Below are 16,541 nucleotides of genomic sequence, written 5' to 3'. Positions count from 1 at the left end.
GAGGGAAGTTTGTGAAAATAAAAGTATTGTTAGTTGATGATCATACAGTCGTTTTAAAAGGATTAGCATTTTTCTTAAGTACACAGGAAGATTTAGAGTTAGTTGGAGAAGCGAATAATGGGAAAGAAGCGTTAGTGAAAGTAGGAGAAACAACTCCCGATGTTATATTAATGGATTTATACATGCCTGAAATGGATGGTGTTGAGGCGACGGCATATATTAAAAAAGAGTATCCAAATGTGAAAGTAATTGTATTAACTAGCTTTTCTGATCAGGCGCATGTGTTACCTGCATTAAGGGCTGGAGCAAGTGGGTATATTTTAAAAGATGTAGAACCAGATCAGCTTGTTGAGGCTATTCGAAGCGCATATAAAGGTAATATTCAATTACATCCGGATATAGCAAATGCTCTTCTCTCTCAAACATTACCTGTAGAAGAAAAGGAAGAAGAACCTTCTATTCAAGTGGATGTGCTAACAGCGAGAGAAAATGAAGTATTGCAGCTATTAGCGAAAGGGATGAGCAATAAGGAAGTTGCATCTGTTTTAGTTATTACAGAAAAGACGGTTAAGGCGCATGTAAGTAGCATTTTGAGTAAGTTGAATTTATCTGATCGTACGCAAGCGGCATTATATGCAGTGAAAAATGGAATTGTATAAGACGAAAGTCGTAAGACCAAGTTCGCCTTTGGAAGGTGGACTTTTTTTATGGAAAAATACGTCTATGTGAGGACGAAATTGTCATTATATAAAGATAAAATATGTTTGTAAGCAACAAAACAACAATTACAAGGGATACCTTTTTTGAAAGCATATAACAACATAAGAGTGAGTACTAGGAGGAATAAATAATGGCAACAGTTTTATTCGTTAAAGCAAATAACCGTCCAGCGGAACAAGCAGTTAGTGTAAAATTATATGAGGCATTTTTAGCAAACTATAAAGAAGCACACCCAAATGATACAGTAGTAGAACTTGATTTATATAAAGAAGAATTACCATATGTAGGCGTAGATATGATTAATGGTACATTCAAGGTAGGTAAAGGATTTGATTTAACAGAAGAAGAGGCAAAAGCAGTAGCAGTTGCTGATAAGTATTTAAATCAATTCCTAGAAGCTGATAAAGTTGTTTTCGGCTTCCCATTATGGAACTTAACGATTCCAGCAGTATTGCACACATATATTGATTATTTAAACCGTGCTGGTAAAACGTTCAAATATACGCCAGAGGGTCCAGTTGGCCTAATCGGAGATAAGAAGATTGCATTATTAAATGCAAGAGGCGGCGTATATTCAGAAGGTCCAGCAGCTGAGGTAGAAATGGCTGTTAAATATGTAGCAAGTATGATGGGCTTCTTCGGCGCAACAAACATGGAAACAGTAGTTATTGAAGGGCATAACCAATTCCCAGATAAAGCAGAAGAAATCATTGCTGCAGGTCTTGAAGAAGCAGCTAAAGTAGCAAGTAAATTTTAATTAAAAGTATAATCGTCACTCGAAAAAACAGCATTAACATGTAAGCGTTAATGCTGTTTTTTTATATTTTTAGTTCATCAGCAAGTTTTTCTAATGTATTTCGATCTTGTATATAATATGTTCGGCCTTCTTTTCTTAAATAATTTAGTTGGCAAAACTGATTTAATACATATAAAAGATGACGGTAGCTGACATTTAAATATTCCGAGGCCTCGGTATGCTTTTCTATATAACAATTATTTTGCTCTGTTAATAAAATAAAAGCAGCTAATCGATTTTCAAAAGGATAACTATAGTTTTTTGCGTGATTTTCAGTGCGAGTAATTGTCTTTTCTCCAATAAATTTACATAAGTGCTGTAAAAACGTTGCATCTTGTAATAAAAGTTGCTGACAATCTTTAAGAGGAAGTGCCAAACACACACAATCTTCTAGTACTTCAACGGACTTAGTAATATTTTCTACTCCTATTAATCCTAATTCCCCGATAAAAGATGGTGCTTGAATAAAATTAATTAATGAAACCTTCCCGTTTTTATGACTCATATATATTTTTGCTTTCCCAGAAATTAAGTAATAGAGATAAGGGAGAGCATTTCCTTCGCTACATATCATCTCTTTCGTTTGAAAAGAATGCAGCTCTACATATGGCAAGACATGAAATGAAAATAGGGTATGGAATTGATGGATTCGCATGTATTGATAAATTTCTTCCTCATTTTTGCTGATTTTCATATTTTCACCCCCATGTATAGTATGAGATATCTCCTATTATCTTTACAAGAATGAATGATACGATTTATGTAAATTTGTTTTTGTAGAAAAGAGAGTGTGATGAATTTATGAAAAAATATAAAACATTGTTATTTGATGTAGATGATACATTACTAGATTTCCAAAAGGCTGAAAAAGTGGCTTTACGGGTGCTTTTTGAAGAGAAGGGAATCCCTTTAACAGACGAGATAGAGGCTCGTTATAAAAAAATAAATAAAGGTCTTTGGGATGCTTTTGAAAAAGGAGAACTATCACGCAATGAAGTTGTAAATACAAGATTTTCTCTGTTGTTTAAAGAGTATGGAGAAGAAGTAGATGGAATATTATTGGAAAATAATTATCGTAACTACTTAGAAGAAGGAAATCAACTCATGCAAGGTGCGTTTGAATTTATAAATCAAATTCAAGGAGAGTATGAATTGTATATAGTGACAAATGGTGTTTCTAAGACGCAAGATAAGCGTTTGCGTAATGCAGGTTTACATTCATTATTTAAAGATGTTTTTGTTTCGGAAGATACAGGTTTTCAAAAACCGATGAAAGAGTATTTTGATTATGTTTTTGAACGGATTCCTAACTTTGCACCTGAAGCAGGGCTGATTATTGGGGATTCATTAAGCGCTGATATGAAAGGTGGATATGTAGCGGGAATTGATACTTGTTGGTTTAATCCAGAAAGGAAATTAAATGATAGTGGGATTATACCGACATATGAAGTGCATAATTTTGAGGAGTTAGAAGCGTTATTAAAGCAGCATGTGTAATAAAAAAATAGGCAGTGGAGCTTTCATCCCCACTGCCTATTTTTATTAATTTTTATTTTCGTTATGTTTTGGGAGCGGAAAGGCATTCCCGATAGCAGCTGCACCAAGCATGGGCAATAGTAAATTAAGCGGGAAAAACATAAGTAATAGTAATGTTATAGCTATTGGCTTTCGTAACGCATAGCTTGAAATTGCTGTCGTTACGATGGCAACAGATGCTACTGGATCTATAGGAAGAATAGATGCTACAGCGTATCCGATACTTGACCCGGAAAATATAATTGGGAAGATATGTCCACCTCGCCACCCTGTGTTCAAACAAACGGCAGTAATGCACAACTTTAAAATCCCTGAAAGAAGTAGTATCCAAAAAGATAAATGGCTCCATTCAACAACTAATTCTTTTAATTGATGCTCACCTGAAAATAATGTGTACGGAAGAAAAGTTCCCGCAATTCCTAATAAAATACCACCGATAATTCCGAGTGTCAGTTTGTATTCCCTAAAAGGGTGAATTAACTTCTCTAATGTGAATTCTAACTTGAAATAAAAGAAACCAACTATAGCACCGATACTAGCAAGTGGAAGAAATGCGATCCATTCATTGAATGAAAGTGCACCTTCCCCGAAATCAACAATAAAGGATCCACGATTATCGAGTTTACTCAGTAGTAAATAAACAGAAAAACCTGCGAAAGTAGTAGCTAAGTATACAATCGCCTTTTTTCCTTTAGAAAAAGCAGCAATTTGTTCCCCCTCATTTTCATTTGGTGCTAAATAACCGAATAATGGTGCGTTAAAAATGACACTTAAAGTAGCTCCAATTCCGATCTCGGTTAGCTCATTCATACTCTTTAAGGCAAATTTAAAGCGATCCCCTACCCATGTGCACAGTCCGCCTATAATTCCAACTAGTGCGGCTTCTGGACCAAGACTAGCACCGAAAATTAAAACAATAATCGCTGTTAAAGTAGCCTGATGGACAAAGCGATATTCGATTCGACCAGTTTTTTTATATTCAGCCATCACTTCAGGCATAAGGCGTGGGTATGTACCGAAATGTTTTTGTGATAGACCAACAAGGACCCCGCCAATTATTGTTACGCAAAGGGTGTAATAAGAGGGAAAAGAGAGAACTTCAGGCAAGTATCCCCAAATAAAGTGGATTCCAATATTTATTGTGACTAAAAATAACCAGACTGTAGCTCCTACTATAGATCCTAGAAGAATGCCATATAGAGCAAGTATGTACTGCATATCTTTTTTATTTGTCATGTTATACCTCCGTTATGTAAATCTTAGTAGGTAAAAAAGTGAAATATACTAGTGAAAAATGGATTGAATATATATAGTATCTTTTTGAGGAGATGGCCTATTCAACATATAGGTTAACTTTAGGGGAATTTGAATTTATAGGTTAAATTACTTATTTAATTTTATAGACTGATTTGAGGTTTTTAAAGGTCTTTTTTGAAATAGACTAGAATATATTTCTTTTGTTGCTTTATATGAAACTGTTAACATTTATTTTAGAACATTCAGAAAAACCGTTTGACATTAGGAAATTATTGCTATAAAATCAACGGTAATTGCATAGTCTTATCAAGAAAAGGTGGAGGGACAGGCCCGATGAAACCTTGGCAACAGCCGTATAACGGAATTGTGCCAAATCCTGCAGGTAGTAATCCTGAGAGATAAGAAAGAGCCTTTAGAGCGTGTTTTCAAACTGCTCCTTTCTTGTTTTCAGGAAAGGGGCAGTTTTTTATTTTGTATAAAAGAAAGGAGAATGAGAGATGGGAGAATCATGGGGAAAAGGAACAATTTGTGTGCAAGGTGGCTATACGCCAAAAAATGGTGAACCACGTGTTTTACCACTTTATCAAAGTACAACATATAAATACGATACTTCAGATGATTTAGCAGCCCTATTTAACTTAGAGGCAGAAGGATATATTTATACACGTATTGGAAACCCTACTCTAGCCGCATTTGAGCAGAAGTTATCAGATTTAGAAGGCGGTGTAGGAGCTGTTGCAACGGCTTCTGGGCAAGCAGCTATTATGCTCGCAGTTTTAAATATTTGTAGTAGTGGGGATCATTTACTTTGTTCTTCAACGGTTTACGGGGGAACGTTTAATTTATTTGGAGTGAGTTTGCGTAAACTGGGCATTGATGTTACGTTCTTTAATCCAAATTTAACGGCAGATGAAATTACGGCGCTTGCTAATGACAAGACGAAACTTATCTATGCAGAATCGTTAGGAAATCCAGCGATGAATGTTTTAAATTTTAAAGAATTTTCAGCTGCTGCTAAAGAATTAGAGGTACCTTTTATCGTTGATAATACATTAGCAACTCCTTATTTATGCCAGGCGTTTGAACATGGGGCAAATATTATTGTTCATTCTACGACGAAGTATATCGATGGGCATGCGAGCTCCTTAGGCGGTATTGTAATTGACGGTGGAAACTTTGATTGGACAAATGGAAAGTATCCTGAACTTGTTGAACCAGATCCAAGTTATCACGGTGTAAGTTACGTTCAAAACTTTGGTGCAGCAGCGTATATTGTGAAAGCACGTGTTCAGCTATTAAGAGATTATGGAAATTGTATGAGCCCATTCAATGCATATATTAGCAATATTGGCTTAGAAACATTGCATTTACGAATGGAACGTCATAGTGAAAATGCTCTTGCAGTTGCTAAGTGGCTTGCTAATCATGAACGTATTGAATGGGTGAATTATCCGGGCTTAGATAGTAATGAAAATTACTCATTGGCACAACAGTACTTGAAAAAAGGTGCTAGTGGTGTTTTAACTTTCGGTATTAAAGGCGGATTAGAAGCAGCAAAAGAATTTATCGCAAATGTAAAACTAGCAACTCTTGTAACACACGTAGCTGATGCACGAACTTGCGTTATACATCCTGCTAGTACGACGCATAGACAATTAAATGCTGAAGATCAGCGTTTAGCTGGTGTTACATCTGATTTAATTCGTTTATCAGTTGGTATAGAAGATGTTTCTGATATTATTGCAGATTTGGAAGCAGCTCTAGTTGGGGGCAAAACACATGCCGATCATAATTGATAAAGATTTACCGGCTCGCAAAGTGTTACAAAAAGAAAATATTTTTGTAATGACGAAGGAGCGAGCGGAAACACAAGATATACGCGCTTTGAAAATTGCTATATTAAATTTAATGCCAACGAAGCAAGACACAGAGGCACAATTACTTCGCTTAATTGGAAACACACCGTTACAATTAGATGTTCATTTGCTTCATATGGAATCACATCTATCTCGTAATGTAACGCAAGAACATTTAACAAGCTTTTATAAAACGTTTCGTGATATTGAAAATGAAAAGTTTGATGGGCTCATTATTACAGGAGCGCCAGTGGAGACCCTTGCTTTTGAAGAGGTAGATTATTGGGAAGAGCTTAAACATATTATGGAGTATTCAAAAACGAATGTAACATCTACGCTCCATATTTGCTGGGGAGCACAGGCTGGCTTGTACTATCATTATGGTGTTCCAAAGTATCCCCTTAAGGAAAAAATGTTCGGTGTATTTGAACATGAAGTTTGCGAGCAACATGTGAAATTGTTACAAGGATTTGATGAATTGTTTTTTGCTCCGCATTCTCGTCATACAGAAGTACGAGAGAATGATATTAGAGGAGTGAAAGACTTAACATTGTTAGCAAACTCTGAAGAAGCAGGTGTTCACCTTGTTATTGGGCCAGAAGGAAAGCAAGTGTTTGCCCTTGGACATAGCGAATATAGTTGTGAGACGTTAAAACAAGAATACGAACGAGATCGTGACAAGGGATTAAATATTGATGTGCCAAAAAACTATTTTAAACATAATAATCCAGATGAAAAGCCGCTTGTTAGGTGGAGGAGTCATGGTAATTTATTGTTTTCTAATTGGTTGAATTATTACGTGTATCAAGAAACCCCTTATATATTGTAAAGAAGGATTGTGTAACACGTGGCAACGTTTTCCTTGTAAAGATTAACCTTTATTTTTCCGAATGTTCAAAATACATTGTTTTTCAGATTTTTTACTCATATAATTTCATCTAAACACAATTTTTGAGGGGTGGACAGTACTATGAAAGAAATTCAAGTTGGGTTATTAGGTCTTGGGACAGTTGGCAGTGGTGTGGTTCGTATTATTACGGATCATCAAGAACGACTCATACACCAAGTAGGTTGTCCAGTGAAGGTAACGAAAGTATTAGTGCAAAACATTGAGAAAGAGAGAGAGGTAGAGGTACCTTCTACTCTATTAACACAAGATGCAAATGAAATTTTAGATAATCCAAATATTGATGTTGTCATTGAAGTGATGGGTGGCATTGATGATGCAAAATCATATATTTTACAAGCTTTAAAAAGCGGAAAGCATGTTGTAACTGCAAATAAAGACTTAATGGCATTACATGGAGCTGAATTATTAGCGACAGCAAAAGATAATAAGGCTGATTTATTCTATGAGGCGAGTGTGGCAGGGGGAATTCCAATTTTACGCAGTATCGTAGAAGGACTTTCCTCAGATCTTATTACGAAAGTAATGGGAATTGTAAATGGAACGACAAATTTTATTTTGACGAAAATGTCAGACGAAGGGAGAGCATATAACGACGTGTTAAAAGAAGCCCAACAACTTGGATTTGCAGAAGCAGATCCAACATCAGATGTAGAAGGTTTAGATGCAGCAAGAAAAATGACGATTTTAGCTACTCTCGGTTTCTCTACAAATGTAGAGCTTGGAGACGTGAAAGTAAAAGGGATTACCTCTATTACAGAGGAAGATATTGAATATAGTAAGAGCTTAGGTTATACAATTAAATTAATCGGTCTTGCAAAACGAGATGGTGAAAAATTGGAGGTTACAGTTGAACCAACTTTACTTCCAAATACACATCCTCTTGCGGCAGTACAAAATGAATATAACGCTGTGTATGTGTACGGTGAAGCAGTTGGGGAAACGATGTTTTATGGACCAGGCGCAGGAAGTTTACCAACAGCGACAGCTGTTGTTTCGGATTTAGTTGCTGTAATGCAAAATATTAGATTAGGGGTAACAGGAAATAGTGCTGTAGTCCCACAATATCAAAAAGTATTAAAAGAGCCAGACGAAATTGTCGTGAAAAAGTTTTTAAGACTGCATGTAAAAGACGAAATTGGTGTATTTGCAAAAATTACTTCATTGTTCTCTGAGCGCGGAGTTAGCTTTGAGAAAATTATTCAAATGCCGCTTGAAGAGAAAGGAAAGGCTGAAATTGTAATTGTAACGCATCGTGCGTCTCTTGCTGATTATGATTATATTCTACATACGTTGCAAGGGTATGAAGAAATAGATTGTTTGAAAGCGAACTATCGAATTGAAGGGGATGCTAAGTAGTATCTCTTACCATAAAACAGAAAGAGCCTATTAAGCAGCTTGCTTAATAGGCTCTTTTTTATTTAAAATCTGCGTACCAACTTGAATAAATGCTTGGATAATCCAGCCTGTTGTAAAGGATAAGATGATTGTTCCAAAATAGATAGGTCCATCTAATAAAAAGCTTAACGTTAAAAATAAAAAGGCTAATGAAATTTCTGTTCTTCTAAACGTCCATTTTTTCTTCTCAGCAACCGTCAAAACGAAAGCTTCTTGAGGCGCCGCGCAAAGGTTTGTAGAGACGTAAAGACCAATCCCAGCTCCAACGAATAGATTTCCACAAATAAGTGTTATATATTTTGGAAGAGAGCGGATAGCATCCATAATAGTTGTAATGGAACCAATCCAATCAACAAAAAGCGAAATAAGAACCATCGTTACAATGGTACCGATCGTAATTTGTTTTTTATTCCAAAAGAGTACGATAAGAGTAAAAGCAAAATTAATCATGAAAATCCAAAAACCGATACTTATCCCGAAATTTTGATATAGTGCAATAAAGAAGGAATCATAAGGGCTAAGTCCAAAGGAAGTAATTGTCGTCATCATATTAATACCGATGGCGAGAGTGAGTAGACCGCCAATGAAAAATATATATTCTAATTTGAATCGAAGCATAGTTGTATATCCTTTCAAAATGTATTTGCTAGGAAAGGATATATTGTGGAAAGCTTACCAGGTCAAGGGATAATTTTTGTGAGAAGGGGAAAATGAGATGACAAATATAAGAAAGATTGCTGAACTTGCTGGAGTATCTGTTTCAACTGTTTCACGTGTACTAAATAATCATCCGTACGTAAATGAACAGAAACGAAAAGAAATTTTAGCAATTATAGAAGAATTAAATTATACGCAAAATGTGAATGCAATTCATTTAGTGAAAGGAAAAACGAATGTCATTGGCGTTTTATTACCGCACGTAAATGATCAATATTATAGCGCCATTATCGAGGGAATATCAAAGGAAACAGCAAAAAACAATTATAATATGATGCTTTGTCAGACGAATTATAGTGAGGAAAGAGAATTAGAAATTTTGAATATGTTAAAAATGAAAAAGCTTGATGGGGTTATTATATGTTCCAGGGCAAATAGTAAGGAAAAGCTTGAAGAATATACGAAATTTGGTCCGATTGTTATGTGTGAAGAAATAGACTCGAATTTCATTTCGAGTGTGCATATTGATTACTATAAAGTGTTTTCGCGCGGGATGAAGAGCTTAATAGATGCCGGCCATACAAGTATTGGGTATTGCATTGGAAGAAGCAATAGCATTAATAGCCAGAGAAGAAAACAAGCATATGAGGATGCGCTTCAAACGATTGCTGTAACACCGATAGAGGACTGGAAGTTTAAAGGCTGTTTTACGGTGGAGGATGGGCGTAATGTAATTAGGGAATGGGCCCATATGTCAGTAAAACCAACAGCGTTTCTTGTATCTTGCAACCATATTGCAGCGGGAATGGTAACGGAAGCGAAAAAACAAGGGATTCGTATTCCAGAAGATATTACGATTATCGGTTGTGATGATCAAGATGTGGCAGATATTTTAGGCATTACGACGATTTCGTATTGTAGTAAAAATGTTGGTGTGAAGGCATTCGAATTATTATATGAAAAGATTAATGATGAGAAAATAGATGTAAAGCACGTAGAGTTATTGCCAGAATTAGTACATAGGGAAACAACATAATAGATAAGGTGTGAAAATCGCTTTTCAAAATTGCGTTTGGTATAATTATGGACAATCTATGAGGGCTAAAAGGGGTTTTGATATGAGATCAAAAGTAGTAAAAGTAATTCTACTCATTACAATTGCATCTTTCTGTTTATTTGCATATGGCTTTGTTTCAGGTGTAAATGATGTATTAAATCCGAAAGCTTCAAATTTAATTAAAAAGACCGATGTAGTGGCAAAAGAGAAAAAGAAAACGGGAACGTTACAAATCGTTAGTTTAGGTGATTCATTAACGCGTGGCGTTGGTGATAAAGAAGGAATTGGCTATGTTGGGCGAATGAAAGAGGATTTACAAAAAGATTATAAGCAAAAAATTGCATTAACAAATTTAGCAGTTAGTGGTGCAAAAATGCCCGATTTATTAAAACAAATTGAAAGTAATGGCGCTCAATATTCAATTAAGCAAGCAGATGTAATCGTGTTAACGATTGGTGGGAATGATTTGTTCCCAGGCTGGGAATCGCTTGGGAAAATAGATTTAGAGACGTATCGTCCTGACACAGAAACGTTTCAAAATGAAGCAAAGAAAATTATAGAAGAAATTCGTAAATTAAATACAGATAGTCCGATTTTTTGGCTTGGTTTATACAATCCTTTTGAAGATGTAGAAGATTTAAAAGGGTCTTCAAACATTGTTGTGGACTGGAATGCATCTTTAGAGAAGTTAGCGCTAAACGATAAAAATGTATATATTACACCGACATTTGATTTATTCCAAAACCGCGGGAAAGATTTATTATACTCTGATCATTTTCATCCGAACGAAGTAGGTTATACGTATATGGCAGAACGTTTAGTTCAAAATGTTGTAAGTAAATTAAAATTAGAACAAGGAGGGGTAAAATGACGACGATACTTTCCGTACGAGACTTGAAGAAGGTAATTGGAAAGAAGACTCTTGTAGAGAATATTTCCTTTGATGTAAAGCAAGGAGAAGTGTTCGGGTTCTTAGGACCAAATGGTGCTGGAAAGACGACTACCATTCGAATGTTAGTCGGATTGATTAAGGCGACAGAAGGTACGATTTCTATTGGTGGTTATTCGATTAAGGAAAATTTCAGAGAAGCGATGCGTCAAATTGGGAGTATCGTTGAAAACCCAGAGTTGTATACATATTTAACGGGATGGGAAAATTTAAAGCAATTTGCTCGTATGTTAGGTGATATATCAGATGAACGTATTATTGAAATTGCTGAAATGGTTCATTTAGATGAAAGAATTCATGACAAGGTAAAAACGTACTCACTTGGTATGAAACAACGCCTTGGAATTGCGCAGGCGCTCCTTGGGAATCCGAAATTGCTCATATTAGATGAGCCAACGAATGGTTTAGATCCAGCAGGGATTAGAGAACTTAGGGAATTTATACATAAGCTTGTAAAAGAAGAAAATATGAGCGTGTTTATTTCAAGTCACTTGCTAAGTGAAGTGCAAATGATATGCGATCGCGTTGCTATTATTCATAAAGGAAAAATGATAACAGTTGCCAAGGTTGAAGAATTAATTAAAACAGCAAGTGATCGTGTAGAATGGATTGTTACACCAATTTCTAAGGCGAAAGATATGCTAGAAGCGGCCAAAGAAGTAAGGGAAGTGAGTGTAGAAGGCGATCGATTACTATGCCGCATGGATATTGCATCTATAAGTAGTTGGAATAAACACTTTGTCGAAAATGAAATAGATGTACATAGCGTTAAGGAGCTTGTATTTACGCTAGAAGATTTATTTATTGAACTCACAAGGGGTGAGCAGCATGCGTGAATTTGCGAATCTAGTTTTAAATGAATCAGAAAAGATTTACCGCAAGAAACGTATTTTTGTTGTCATGCTTATTTTAGCAATCTTGATCCCGCTTTTTGTGTATGCGCAGTATCGTGAAATAGAAACGACACAAAAAAGACTCGGTACAACTGATTGGAAGGTTTCATTGCAACAGCAAATTGTTGATTCTCAGAACCGGTTGAACAATTCTAGGTTGCCAGAAGAATGGCGTGATTGGTTAAAGGTAAGAGTTGAGCAACAACAATATTATTTAGATCATGATATTAATCCGATGGCACCGGGTGCACCGACTTTTGTCAGAGCATTTATTGAACAAGGAATTACATTATTTATTCCGCTTCTTGTAATGATTGTAGCCATTGATATCGTTTCAGGAGAACGAAGTGATGGGACGATGAAGATGTTACTTACGCGACCAATTCGGCGTTGGAAAATACTCCTTAGTAAATACGTGACGATGTTATTTTTCATTTCGCTCATACTGTTTCTTGTAGGTTTGTTTGCTTACATATTATCAGGGCTTGTATTTGGATACTCGGGATGGAATTTACCTGTTTTAACAGGATTTGTTATTGATAAGGAAACGCTAAATACGAACTTTGTGCATCTTATTCCGCAGTGGCAATACATCTTAATGGCGTATGGACTAGCATGGTTTGTTGCTATCGTTGTCGGAACTATATCATTTATGGTCTCTGTTTTAATTCGTAATACACCAGCTGGTATGGGCGTTATGCTAGCTGCATTAATTGCAGGCGGTATTTTAAGCTCGTTCGCAACATCTTGGGAAGGCGCCAAATATATTTTTAGTGTGAATTTATCATTAACGGATTATTTATCAGGAAAATTACCTGCATTACAAGGTTTATCGATGGGATTTTCTTTGATGAATTTAACTGTTTGGGCAGTTGTTTCTCTTGTTATTTCGTTCGTAGTATTTACAAGACAGGATATGGTGAATTAATTAGACAGGAAGTGACAGTATGGAAAATGTTTTAAAGAATGATTGGGAGCCACTATTGGCACCAGAATTCGAGAAAGAGTATTATCTTACTCTATCCAGTTTTTTGACAGAAGAATACAGCACGCATGTTGTTTATCCGAAGGTAGAAGATATTTTTAACGCTCTTCAGTATACAAGTTATGAAAATACAAAGGTTGTTATTTTAGGACAAGATCCATATCATGGACCGAATCAAGCGCATGGTTTAAGCTTTTCTGTGCAACCTGGTGTTAAAACACCACCGTCATTGTTAAATATGTATAAAGAACTTCGAGATGAATATGGTTATGAAATCCCGAATAACGGTTATTTAGTAAAATGGGCGGAACAAGGAGTATTATTACTAAATACCGTATTAACAGTTCGTCAAGGCGAAGCAAATTCTCATAAGGGAAAAGGATGGGAGCACTTTACAGATCGTGTAATTGAACTGTTGAATGAACGTGAAAAGCCAGTTATTTTCATATTGTGGGGGCGCCATGCGCAGGCGAAGAAGAAGTTAATTACGAATCCGAATCATCATATTATCGAATCTGTACATCCAAGCCCATTATCGGCAAGACGTGGTTTCTTTGGTAGTAAGCCATATTCTAAAGTAAATACGATTTTAGCTAATATGGGCGAAAGAGAAATTGATTGGGAAATTCCAAATTTATAAATAGAAAAGGTAGTTAACAGTCGTTAACTACCTTTTTATTATTATTGTTGCTCGTTCTTTAATTTTGCATCTAGTACAAAAGTGCCAAATGGGATAACTGATGAAACAAATGCTCCAAGTGCCCATAAAATTGATTTACGGTGTACGATTGTTACTTGAATTACTGCAAAGATGAATAGAATAAATAGAACACCATGAGCCATGCCTGTAATTTTAACAGCTGTTGCAAATCCTGCGAAATATTTCAATGGCATTGCTACAAATAATAGTAATAGGAAAGAAATACCCTCAACTAGTCCAATTGCTCTTAATCGTCCGATTGGTGTAGATAACATAAAGTAGCCTCCTTTAACGTATGCTTGTATATAGTAAATTTGTATTCTTTTTCAAAATAAAATAGTCTATTTTGTTTCATTATATACAAAAAGAAAGTTTACACTACGAGAATAGTGCAAAGTTCAAAATATAGTCACAAAAGCATGAGAATTTAAATAAAAACCTATTTGAAGTATTTGACTTCAAATAGGTTTTGTGAATGAAAATATTAAACAAGTACATCCGTTTTTAAAACGAATTTCTCTACAACTTTTGCAACACCATCGTTCATATTTGTATCTGTTACGTAGTTTGCAATTTCTTTAATATCATCAGGTGCATTGCCCATTGCAACGCCAAGACCAGCAAATTCAATCATCGCTTGGTCGTTATAGCTATCGCCCATTGCGATAACTTCTTCACGCTTAATGCCAAGCTTTTGGATCAGTTTGTTTAAGCTCGTTCCTTTTGTAACACCAGCTTCAGTAAATTCTAAGAAGAATGGTTTCGAACGCATCACGCTTAATTGGCCTTCTAGCTGTTTTTGTAGTTTCTTTTCAACTTCAACAAGGCGTTCAGCTTCTTTATTCATTAATACTTTTACTACGGGCTCTTTAACTGCAGCTTTAAAGTCATCTACTACAACAATTGGCATACCAGTAATATCGCCCTCAATTTCAGTATAAGGATTATTTTCTTCCGTTACGATATCATCGCCCATATAAGTATGAATCCATACATCTTCAGTTTGACTAATTTCAAATAGGTTGTGAACGATTTCAGGAGATAGTGTACTACTAAAGATTTCTTCGTTTGTTTTACAGTTAATAATTTTTGCACCATTAAAAGATAAAATGAAACTGCCGTATTCTTCTAAACGAAGTTCTTTCGCTACATTGCGCATACCGAACGTTGGACGTCCAGAAGCAAGTACAACCTTTACGCCTTGCTCTTGTGCAGTCATTAACGCTTCTTTCGTACGAGGTGAAATAGTATGGTCATCACGTAATAAAGTATCATCTAAATCTAAAACAATCATTTTATAAGTCATATAGAAAATTCCTTTCTTTAATTGAAATCAAAATACATGTTCATGAAGAGATTGAGGAATAATAGTAAGACATCAAACCTCTTTGAAAAGAAGTAGATAAATTATTATGAGTGTGTTGCTCATAATATTGGTTAATAATCATTGGGGATGAATAAAACCCCAATGATTAAAGTTTGATTTTATCGTAACAACTCTAAAGGTAGAGTGCAATAATGGAAGTTTTCCAATTTAAGATATTTGTTTTGCTGTGGAACGAGAAAATAGTATTTCTAGCAAGATTGCCATTACAGATCCAAGAACGAGACCATTACTTAAAAACGATGCTAGAAATGGTGGAAGTGTGGAATATGCTCCTGCTGGAACAAACATAACTCCGACTCCTGTAAAGATTGAAAGACCGGCTACTTTAAATAATCGTTCTTTATCCTGGACAGTTTCGTATTCTCGAAAGGCGAGGCCAATCATGCTTGCGAATACAGGATAAATAGCGGCATAACCAACTGCAACAGGGATTGCTGCAAAGAATGAAGTAATCTTTGGAAATATACTAACGACAATAATAAAGCTTGATCCTAATATAAACGGGAGACGTTTATAAATATTAGTCGTTGCAATAAAACCTGCTGATCCAGAAATAGCGACAGGCCCAATAGCTGAAAATAGGCCGCCTAGCAATTGGTTGATTCCTGTTATAATGCCAGCTTGTTTAAAACGATCTGATGCAGCGTTTTCTTCATATTTAGAGACAACCTTTTGTACAACGCGAATACTTGCTAACATATTTGTTAGAAGTAAGAGCGTAACGAAAATGACCGTAATTACCATGTTCCATTCAACACGAGGCATTCCGAAAACAAATAAGGATGGAAAACGGATTATGTCTGTCACTGGTGTTATTGGATTAGATAATCCGAAGCATGCGAATAATATCCAGCCGCATACGATACTGAAAAGAACGGAATATTGTCCAATAATAGGTAGCTTCATGATGAAAAAGGATAGTAAAATAACAATGAGTGAAAGAATAAATACGTTAGGTTGTACTTCTGTATGTTTTCCATCAAGGCCAAACATTCCCTTTAAGAAGGAGCCACTAAGCTGCGCGACAAGAAGAAATAAATACGTTCCAATGACTGTCGGTGTAAAATAGCGAACGAGTTTATCAATAAGTCCAAAAACGCTAAGAATAATACAAATAATACCACTTAATAAGAAAGCATATTGAAGAACTTTAAGTGTCTCATTATTTGATCCAAATAGTACGACACCTAAACTTGCGTAAAGGGAGAAAATTCCCCACCAAAGGCCAGCAGGACCTTCTTGAATAGGAAGTTTATGCCCAAATATAGCTTGCAAGAGACCAGCAAAACCTAGAACAAATAATGTTCTTTGTACAAATGCGATGGCTTCAGCGCCATTAAGACCATAACTAGTTGCGACACTAATTGGTACAATAAGGCTTCCAGCTAAAATAAATAGTGCCCATTGTAAGGCGGAAAGAAATGTCTTCATTATATCAACCTC

17 protein-coding genes and 1 riboswitch are annotated in these 16,541 nt (G+C 35.7%); of the genes, 11 read left to right on the top strand and 6 right to left on the bottom strand.

The genetic code is table 11. The features are described from left to right. Positions 1 to 11: 11 nt before the first annotated feature. Together ACXKY9_RS27010 and ACXKY9_RS27005 are read left to right on the top strand one after the other, a co-directional pair. Positions 12 to 659, top strand: coding sequence for a response regulator (locus ACXKY9_RS27010; protein WP_000695813.1), 648 nt, complete (start codon positions 12 to 14; stop codon positions 657 to 659). A gap of 191 nt (positions 660 to 850) precedes the next feature. Beyond that, positions 851 to 1,477: an FMN-dependent NADH-azoreductase gene (locus ACXKY9_RS27005; protein ID WP_000246735.1), complete on the top strand. Its 627-nt coding sequence runs from the start codon at positions 851 to 853 to the stop codon at positions 1,475 to 1,477. Positions 1,478 to 1,538: 61 nt separating this feature from the next. Here the strand turns inward: ACXKY9_RS27005 and ACXKY9_RS27000 are convergent, their stop codons facing one another. Then, on the bottom strand, positions 1,539 to 2,210 hold the full coding sequence (locus ACXKY9_RS27000; RefSeq protein WP_000703319.1) for a transcriptional regulator YeiL: 672 nt from the start codon (positions 2,208 to 2,210) through the stop codon (positions 1,539 to 1,541). Between the two features lie 107 nt (positions 2,211 to 2,317). Here ACXKY9_RS27000 and ACXKY9_RS26995 point away from each other — a divergent pair, with 107 nt between their 5' ends. Further along, on the top strand, positions 2,318 to 3,013 hold the full coding sequence (locus ACXKY9_RS26995; RefSeq protein WP_000760192.1) for a YjjG family noncanonical pyrimidine nucleotidase: 696 nt from the start codon (positions 2,318 to 2,320) through the stop codon (positions 3,011 to 3,013). A 45-nt stretch (positions 3,014 to 3,058) separates the two neighbouring features. Here the strand turns inward: ACXKY9_RS26995 and ACXKY9_RS26990 are convergent, their stop codons facing one another. Continuing rightward, a complete protein-coding gene (locus ACXKY9_RS26990) occupies positions 3,059 to 4,288 on the bottom strand; it encodes a chloride channel protein (protein ID WP_000182468.1) in 1,230 nt (409 codons plus the stop codon). Positions 4,289 to 4,609: 321 nt separating this feature from the next. Then, positions 4,610 to 4,714, top strand: a riboswitch (SAM riboswitch). Positions 4,715 to 4,806: 92 nt separating this feature from the next. On the opposite strand from ACXKY9_RS26990, the gene ACXKY9_RS26985 reads away from it, so the two are divergent. The 3 genes from ACXKY9_RS26985 to ACXKY9_RS26975 all read left to right on the top strand — a co-directional run bounded on the left by ACXKY9_RS26985 (position 4,807) and on the right by ACXKY9_RS26975 (position 8,431). Beyond that, positions 4,807 to 6,105 (top strand): bifunctional O-acetylhomoserine aminocarboxypropyltransferase/cysteine synthase, encoded by a 1,299-nt coding sequence (locus ACXKY9_RS26985; RefSeq protein ID WP_000504780.1) that lies wholly within the window; start codon positions 4,807 to 4,809, stop codon positions 6,103 to 6,105. Then, positions 6,089 to 6,994, top strand: a complete 906-nt coding sequence (gene metA, locus ACXKY9_RS26980; RefSeq protein ID WP_001121537.1) for a homoserine O-acetyltransferase MetA — start codon at positions 6,089 to 6,091, stop codon at positions 6,992 to 6,994. Before ACXKY9_RS26985 ends, metA begins: the two co-directional genes overlap by 17 nt. A gap of 141 nt (positions 6,995 to 7,135) precedes the next feature. Continuing rightward, positions 7,136 to 8,431 carry a homoserine dehydrogenase gene (locus tag ACXKY9_RS26975; protein WP_000659109.1) on the top strand — a complete coding sequence of 432 codons (1,296 nt, stop codon included), beginning with the start codon at positions 7,136 to 7,138 and terminating at the stop codon, positions 8,429 to 8,431. 30 nt (positions 8,432 to 8,461) lie between these two features. Here ACXKY9_RS26975 and ACXKY9_RS26970 read toward each other — a convergent pair whose 3' ends face one another. Then, a complete protein-coding gene (locus ACXKY9_RS26970) occupies positions 8,462 to 9,088 on the bottom strand; it encodes a YczE/YyaS/YitT family protein (protein WP_000943428.1) in 627 nt (208 codons plus the stop codon). A 97-nt stretch (positions 9,089 to 9,185) separates the two neighbouring features. Between ACXKY9_RS26970 and ACXKY9_RS26965 the strand changes: the two genes are divergently transcribed. The 5 genes from ACXKY9_RS26965 to ACXKY9_RS26945 are packed head-to-tail and all read left to right on the top strand — an operon-like array spanning position 9,186 to position 13,651. Continuing rightward, positions 9,186 to 10,163: a LacI family DNA-binding transcriptional regulator gene (locus ACXKY9_RS26965; RefSeq protein WP_000181970.1), complete on the top strand. Its 978-nt coding sequence runs from the start codon at positions 9,186 to 9,188 to the stop codon at positions 10,161 to 10,163. 10 nt (positions 10,164 to 10,173) lie between these two features. Further along, positions 10,174 to 11,055, top strand: a complete 882-nt coding sequence (locus ACXKY9_RS26960; RefSeq protein ID WP_113623472.1) for an SGNH/GDSL hydrolase family protein — start codon at positions 10,174 to 10,176, stop codon at positions 11,053 to 11,055. Then, positions 11,052 to 11,969, top strand: coding sequence for an ABC transporter ATP-binding protein (locus ACXKY9_RS26955; protein ID WP_000207721.1), 918 nt, complete (start codon positions 11,052 to 11,054; stop codon positions 11,967 to 11,969). The genes ACXKY9_RS26960 and ACXKY9_RS26955 overlap by 4 nt, the downstream gene beginning before the upstream one ends. After that, complete coding sequence (locus tag ACXKY9_RS26950; protein WP_001206477.1) at positions 11,962 to 12,954, top strand: DUF2705 family protein; 993 nt, start codon at positions 11,962 to 11,964, stop codon at positions 12,952 to 12,954. The genes ACXKY9_RS26955 and ACXKY9_RS26950 overlap by 8 nt, the downstream gene beginning before the upstream one ends. Positions 12,955 to 12,973: 19 nt before the next feature. Continuing rightward, positions 12,974 to 13,651 carry a uracil-DNA glycosylase gene (locus ACXKY9_RS26945; protein ID WP_000432520.1) on the top strand — a complete coding sequence of 226 codons (678 nt, stop codon included), beginning with the start codon at positions 12,974 to 12,976 and terminating at the stop codon, positions 13,649 to 13,651. Positions 13,652 to 13,692: 41 nt separating this feature from the next. Here ACXKY9_RS26945 and ACXKY9_RS26940 read toward each other — a convergent pair whose 3' ends face one another. The 3 genes from ACXKY9_RS26940 to ACXKY9_RS26930 form a co-directional block, all read right to left on the bottom strand. Then, positions 13,693 to 13,986 (bottom strand): DUF3817 domain-containing protein, encoded by a 294-nt coding sequence (locus ACXKY9_RS26940; protein ID WP_000953396.1) that lies wholly within the window; start codon positions 13,984 to 13,986, stop codon positions 13,693 to 13,695. A 209-nt stretch (positions 13,987 to 14,195) separates the two neighbouring features. After that, on the bottom strand, positions 14,196 to 15,017 hold the full coding sequence (locus tag ACXKY9_RS26935) for a Cof-type HAD-IIB family hydrolase (RefSeq protein WP_000221395.1): 822 nt from the start codon (positions 15,015 to 15,017) through the stop codon (positions 14,196 to 14,198). Between the two features lie 228 nt (positions 15,018 to 15,245). After that, complete coding sequence (locus tag ACXKY9_RS26930) at positions 15,246 to 16,529, bottom strand: purine/pyrimidine permease (protein ID WP_000847044.1); 1,284 nt, start codon at positions 16,527 to 16,529, stop codon at positions 15,246 to 15,248. Between the last annotated feature and the right edge of the window lie 12 nt (positions 16,530 to 16,541).

The sequence above is a fragment of the Bacillus sp. 2175 genome (assembly GCF_057812155.1).
Note: the sequence above shows the minus strand (reverse complement) of the source record. Positions and strands in the feature narration are given on the sequence as shown.

Bases quoted from the DNA above. Each gene is read 5' to 3' on its own strand.
- ACXKY9_RS27005 (WP_000246735.1), top strand. From the start codon at position 851: ATGGCAACAGTTTTATTCGTTAAAGCAAATAACCGTCCAGCGGAACAA.
- ACXKY9_RS27000 (WP_000703319.1), bottom strand. From the start codon at position 2,210: ATGAAAATCAGCAAAAATGAGGAAGAAATTTATCAATACATGCGAATC.
- ACXKY9_RS26995 (WP_000760192.1), top strand. From the start codon at position 2,318: ATGAAAAAATATAAAACATTGTTATTTGATGTAGATGATACATTACTA.
- ACXKY9_RS26990 (WP_000182468.1), bottom strand. From the start codon at position 4,288: ATGACAAATAAAAAAGATATGCAGTACATACTTGCTCTATATGGCATT.
- ACXKY9_RS26985 (WP_000504780.1), top strand. From the start codon at position 4,807: ATGGGAGAATCATGGGGAAAAGGAACAATTTGTGTGCAAGGTGGCTAT.
- metA (WP_001121537.1), top strand. From the start codon at position 6,089: ATGCCGATCATAATTGATAAAGATTTACCGGCTCGCAAAGTGTTACAA.
- ACXKY9_RS26975 (WP_000659109.1), top strand. From the start codon at position 7,136: ATGAAAGAAATTCAAGTTGGGTTATTAGGTCTTGGGACAGTTGGCAGT.
- ACXKY9_RS26970 (WP_000943428.1), bottom strand. From the start codon at position 9,088: ATGCTTCGATTCAAATTAGAATATATATTTTTCATTGGCGGTCTACTC.
- ACXKY9_RS26965 (WP_000181970.1), top strand. From the start codon at position 9,186: ATGACAAATATAAGAAAGATTGCTGAACTTGCTGGAGTATCTGTTTCA.
- ACXKY9_RS26955 (WP_000207721.1), top strand. From the start codon at position 11,052: ATGACGACGATACTTTCCGTACGAGACTTGAAGAAGGTAATTGGAAAG.
- ACXKY9_RS26950 (WP_001206477.1), top strand. From the start codon at position 11,962: ATGCGTGAATTTGCGAATCTAGTTTTAAATGAATCAGAAAAGATTTAC.
- ACXKY9_RS26945 (WP_000432520.1), top strand. From the start codon at position 12,974: ATGGAAAATGTTTTAAAGAATGATTGGGAGCCACTATTGGCACCAGAA.
- ACXKY9_RS26940 (WP_000953396.1), bottom strand. From the start codon at position 13,986: ATGTTATCTACACCAATCGGACGATTAAGAGCAATTGGACTAGTTGAG.
- ACXKY9_RS26935 (WP_000221395.1), bottom strand. From the start codon at position 15,017: ATGACTTATAAAATGATTGTTTTAGATTTAGATGATACTTTATTACGT.
- ACXKY9_RS26930 (WP_000847044.1), bottom strand. From the start codon at position 16,529: ATGAAGACATTTCTTTCCGCCTTACAATGGGCACTATTTATTTTAGCT.